Consider the following 5,545-nt stretch of genomic DNA (forward strand, 5'->3'; position numbering starts at 1 on the left):
GCTTTTATGATTGGCAACGCAAGCGCCGCGCCTGTGCCTTCACCTAAACGCAACCCTAGATCAAGCAAAGGATCGGCATCCAATAGTTCAAGTGCGATCTTATGACCAGACTCTTCTGAGCGATGAGCAAAAATCATGTAGTCACGCGCTTCTGGATTTATTAACGTTGCAACATAAGCGGCGACAGAAACGATAAAGCCATCAACAATGACTGGTGTTTTGTTTTCATAAGCAGCTAAGAATCCACCAACCATCTGTACAATTTCAAAACCGCCCACTTCAGCAAGTACTTCGGTAGGTGAAAGACCTTTACAGCGTGCTACACCTTGTTTAATTAACTGAGTTTTAAGCGCGAGTTGTTCAGACGAAATACCAGTCCCAAACCCTACACAAGCTTCTACATCTGAGCCTGATAGTGCCGATAAAATAGCGGTTGCACTGCTGGTATTCGCTATACCCATTTCACCGAACATGACAAGGTTAGAACCTTGAGCAATGCGCTGGGTAATAACTTGCTTACCTAACTGTAAACCAAGCTCCACTTGTTCACTCGACATAGCAGCTTGCTTTGAAAAGTTTTCAGTGCGAGTGCCGAGTCGCTGACGCACTAGTTTTGAATCATCCGATTCAACTTCTAACAGGATCCCTGTGTCAACGACCATCAAGTCGATATCGTTGACATCACAAAAGCAGTTAATCGCAGCCCCACCATGCAAAAAGTTAAGCACCATCTGCTGAGTAACCGCACTCGGCGCAATACTCACACCTTCATCAGCGATTCCATGGTCACCAGCAAATATAGTGATACTAGGCTGAGTAATTTCGATAGTAGTGGTGGCCAGTTCCTGACCTTGGCTCTGGATTAAAGCCAATTGGTGAGCAACTTTTTCTAGTTGGCCTAGAGCGCCTAATGGTTTCGTTTTTTGATCAATGCGGTGCTGGATTTCTTGAGAATATTGAGTATTTAGCATTTTCTATACGTTCAAATTGGTGTCTGAATTATTGCTGCTTAGCGCGAGCAACTTGCAAGCTATTTAAGTTTGTAGCTTATGACTTATGGCTATTTTGGACGAGCAACCGCGAATACATCTCCTAGCTTCGCATATTCTCCGCCACCTAAGCGTGAAATAGGGTCTAAAGCATCCGTATCTATTTTTAAACGTTCGCTCGTACCATCAATGACTGATTGCGAAATGTATACCTGTTCGACTTGAGCGAAGATCAAGCTTTGTGGCGTCTCGCCAATCTCTTTGACTTCAAACAACGTGCAACCAAACGCGATATCACACTCCGCTAATCTTGGCAGATCAAAACCTTCAAAGTCAGTGAGCTCAATATCGTTCGCGACGATTTCTGATTCACCATGCTCAAGGGTCGCTGCAGACTCTGTCATGGCTTTCGCAGAGTCAGTTCCCGCAATATGGATAACCAGTTTCCCCGTTTCAAGCACGTTTCGAGTCGTGTCTTTAATATCGCCATTGGGCTTTTTGCCAACAGATATCATCAATAATGGAGGGTTACTAGACACAGGAGTGAAATAAGAAAACGGAGCTAAGTTGAAGTTATTCTCACTAGACTCTGTTAGCGTCCAAGCTACAGGCCTCGGCACAACGGTTTGAGTCATTAGGTGGTAAATTTGTGTTGGGGCAAGAGTATCGAACTTTAGGTTCATAGCGCTTCCTTGGTCTATGCTTAATGAATGCRGTTTACTCGCTAAGCAATACGCTATCTATCTCTAACTCGCAAAAATGAAATCAGGTGTAAAACATTTGACCAGTTAGGGAAATTTCAGCGTCAAAAAAAGAATCATTTCGCGAGTAATATACCCCGTATTAATTTCGACCCTTTATTTTCATCCACTTATATTTTGGCATCTTTAATGCTTTCACTAAATGGTACAGGGGTTGCTGCATTAATTGGAGGTACAGAATATGTTTGCTAACCAAAGTAAGAGAAGAAACCAAAACAAGAAAAGCAGTAAACAAAAGAATACAAAAAAGGTCCCACTCTCCTTTACCTGATTCTAAATTGCCAAAAGGCATTAATCTCATTTCTCTATACGAAAAAGGCCCCAATATGGGGCCTCTTACATTTCAAGGGATATTTAACTGGCTTCTGGTTCTGGTATTTTGATCAAAGGCCCTACGCACTCAACAAAAGGGCCAATATCGAAGCTATCTACGTCTTCCGCCCCTCCATCTATTGAAAACGAGCCTTCAAAATTCAACTCATCTTTGGTGCGATTTGAAATGCCATTAATGGTAATTTCATATGTCTGACCTTCAGGTAAGAAGCGAGTACAGCTTTCAATAGATTCATCGTTAGCACTTGCTGGGCTCAACATAGCAGCAAGTACAAAGATCGACGTAGACAATTTAACAATATTCATAAAACCCTGTGATTCTAATGCCTCTAACATAAGCTTATTTTATATCTGAGATACACAATTTGTAAACCATATTGCAGTTTATATAATGTGAAATATCATCGGTTGAGCTGGGAATTCACGATGACATGCAAACTAGTTTCCGGTGCTGGTTACTCCGTTTTAAATTTGCTCACCAACTCATTTAACTCGTTTGCAGCTTCACCGAGTTTTTCAGAGTTCATTTTTGCTCGACGAGCAACATCATCAACCTTCTGTGTATCTTCATGAACTTGCTGGATATTACGATTGATCTCTTCYGCGACTAGGTGCTGTTCTTCCGCCGCCGTGGCAATTTGAGTATTCATATCGTGAATAGCCATAACTGAACTAGAAATACCCGAGAAACTATCATTTACTGACCCTGTCGTTACCACAGTTTCTTGAGAAGCTGTCAAACTCACTTTCATTTGTTCAGCAACATCTTTCGTTCGACTTTGCAAGCGCATAACCAAGCCATTGATCTCTTCAGTCGAATCCTGCGTTCTCTTCGCTAACGCTCTGACTTCATCAGCAACCACGGCAAAACCACGGCCTTGCTCGCCAGCACGCGCAGCCTCTATCGCCGCATTCAATGCCAGTAGGTTCGTTTGTTCAGCTATTCCACGAATAGTTTCCAAAATAGCGGTAATGCTTTGACTATCATGTTCAAGCTCGATAATAGAATCAGAAGAAGAGCCGATCACAGTCGCTAGCTCATTAACGCTTTGAACGGCAGTGTTAATATCTTGCTGGCCTTTCTGAACAAGCTGTTGGCTACTGTCTGCAGCTTGTGCGGCTGTCGTACATAAATTAGCGACTTCATTCGCTGTCGCCACCATCTCATTAAACGCCGAAGAAACCATTTCGACCGCTTCATTTTGTCGTTCTGATACTGATAATAAGTCTTCAGAAACGGTAGATGCCCGCTCGGCTGACTGCTTCATTTCACCACCAGCATGACCGATTTGTTGAACCAGACGACGAATCGCTTTCAAAAATTCATTGAAGTAACCGGCCAGTAAACCTGTTTCATCCGAAGAACGAATTTCGAGTTCTTTAGTCAAATCACCTTCGCCCTCAGAAATATCCTGTAAGCCTTTAGAAACGAGGGTTAGTGGTTTTGAAATTAAGTTAGCCAGAAGTGAAGCACCGAGAGTAAAGATAACCCCAAGAACTAATACAATAACCAGAATGAACGTCACTAGCTTGTTACTCGATGCCAATACTTCTTTTTCAGAAATTAAACCAACGAATTTCCAGCCCAAATTATCGGAAATAATGACATTCGCCATGTATGCCGTTCCATCAATCTCAACTTCTACCAACCCAGACTGGGTGCTATTTATCGCTTGATATTCATTGCCTAAACTAGAGATATTTTTGAAGTTGTTTTCTGGTCGTTTCGCATCAACAAGAACATTGCCAGAGTCTTCAATCATCATTAGATAACCTGACTCACCCAATTTGATGTTCTTAACTATATCGGTCAGGTTCTTTAGCGATACATCAATCGCAACCGCGCCGAAATTTCGCTGTTGATGCGAATCGAAGCTAACAACAGTACCGACAATAGTTGCGTCATCTGCTGACCAGTAATACGCAGCCGTTCGACCTATTTCACCAGGTGCAGAGTTCGCCTTAGTGAACCAAGGACGTGGTCTTGGGTCATAATTATTCGATATTTTTCCCTTAGGCCACTGGATATAGCCACCCTCTTTTGTACCGGTATAAACATAAGAGTAACCAGGATGAGATTCACCGACCAATGCCAAAGATTGATAGATTTCGCGTTCTAATTCCCCGTTTTGTTCCGGAGTCATTAGCTTCGCATTGGTATTCATGTATGAGGTAATACTAGAGTCTGAACGCTTTATCGCTGGGCTTTCAGCCAACATGCGCACATTGTTTTCTATACCTTCAAAATATATCGATATGGCATTGTCTACCTGCGACATTTCACCTCGACTACTAGATAAGAAGTCTTCAACAGCCTGTGAGCGAAGGTTAGAAATAACGACACTCGAAACGATGGCTACCGGTAATATTGTTGCGGTAATTAAGCCAAGCAACAGCTTCGTTTTAATTTTCATAAAGGTCACTTCATTGTTTTAATTTATCGAACATGGTACGGCAAATGGAAAATAGTGTAAATTGACATTAGTATAGATAAGCGTAGTTCAAGCCATCCACTTTTGGTTTTTCGCATTCACCTTTCAAGCTTTGAAGTTCGGTATTAGATTTGAGTTTGGAATCATCTTTTATTGAACGCCGAGTCACAGACATAAAGTACGCAATTGACTAAAGTGATAAGACAACGATACGCAATATCAAACTATGTATCTTTTGGAAACTAACTGTCTGGCGAGTAGGGAAATATAATGACAATAAGCGGCGATGGCGCAGTGGTAATGATTGCAGGTGCTTCTGGCTTAATCGGCAGTCACGCTTTGAAACGCTTACTCTCTGAATCTGCAATATCAAAAGTTTACGCATTATCACGCACCCCTTTCGAATCCGATCAAGACCATGCTCATAAGCTTCTTAACATCGTTCATCCCGATCTTCAGGTAAACAATTGGAGTGAAAGTAATGAAACTCCCGACCTCGGTTTAATTTGCTTAGGTACAACGGCGAAGCAAGCTGGATCGAAGCAAGCACTAGAAAAAGTCGATTTTGAACTGGTCTGCCATGTCGCTCAAACCATGAAATTGCTTGGGATTAAACGGGTYGCTGTTATTTCTAGCTATGGCGCATCAGCACAATCGCTATCCCATTATTTACGCTGTAAAGGGCATATGGAACAGACCTTAACTCGAATGCGCTTTGAACAATTACTCATTCTTAGACCAGGTCCCTTAGTTGGCGTACGAGCTCAACCGCGAACAGATGAGAAATGGGTTCAGCGTATTTTGTTTTGTCTTCGCCCTTTTATGTTAGGAAAACTACAAAACCTGATACCAATTCAAGCCCAAAGCGTCGCAGACACAACGATCTATAAACTATTTGAAAAAAAGTTTAAAAACCTAGAAATTATGAACTCTAAAGAAATGCTTAATTTTCTATCTAAATATGAGTAGTTCTGGCGACACTCTCGACAAGTCGACTACTCAATAACCAGCCCTTTCTCATCATATTACC

General features: G+C 42.0%; 5 protein-coding genes. 1 reads left to right on the forward strand and 4 read right to left on the reverse strand.

Annotation, left to right across the window (positions count from 1 at the left end; translation table 11 throughout):
- The 4 genes from cobT to L4C33_RS19215 all read right to left on the reverse strand — a co-directional run.
- Positions 1 to 971, reverse strand: a 971-nt coding sequence (gene cobT / locus L4C33_RS19200) for a nicotinate-nucleotide--dimethylbenzimidazole phosphoribosyltransferase (RefSeq protein WP_428814011.1), incomplete at its 3' end; no start/stop codon positions are given.
- An 89-nt stretch (positions 972 to 1,060) separates the two neighbouring features.
- Complete coding sequence (locus L4C33_RS19205; protein WP_428814012.1) at positions 1,061 to 1,672, reverse strand: flavin reductase family protein; 612 nt, start codon at positions 1,670 to 1,672, stop codon at positions 1,061 to 1,063.
- A gap of 432 nt (positions 1,673 to 2,104) precedes the next feature.
- Positions 2,105 to 2,389: a hypothetical protein gene (locus tag L4C33_RS19210; RefSeq protein WP_428814013.1), complete on the reverse strand. Its 285-nt coding sequence runs from the start codon at positions 2,387 to 2,389 to the stop codon at positions 2,105 to 2,107.
- Between the two features lie 149 nt (positions 2,390 to 2,538).
- The gene (locus L4C33_RS19215; protein ID WP_428814014.1) at positions 2,539 to 4,497 is read right to left on the reverse strand and encodes a methyl-accepting chemotaxis protein; all 1,959 of its coding nucleotides are present in this window, start codon (positions 4,495 to 4,497) and stop codon (positions 2,539 to 2,541) included.
- Between the two features lie 288 nt (positions 4,498 to 4,785).
- Here L4C33_RS19215 and L4C33_RS19220 point away from each other — a divergent pair, with 288 nt between their 5' ends.
- Positions 4,786 to 5,484, forward strand: coding sequence for an NAD-dependent epimerase/dehydratase family protein (locus L4C33_RS19220; RefSeq protein WP_428814015.1), 699 nt, complete (start codon positions 4,786 to 4,788; stop codon positions 5,482 to 5,484).
- Positions 5,485 to 5,545 lie beyond the last annotated feature (61 nt).

This window comes from Vibrio makurazakiensis (assembly GCF_050337375.1).
GTDB lineage: Bacteria > Pseudomonadota > Gammaproteobacteria > Enterobacterales > Vibrionaceae > Vibrio > Vibrio makurazakiensis.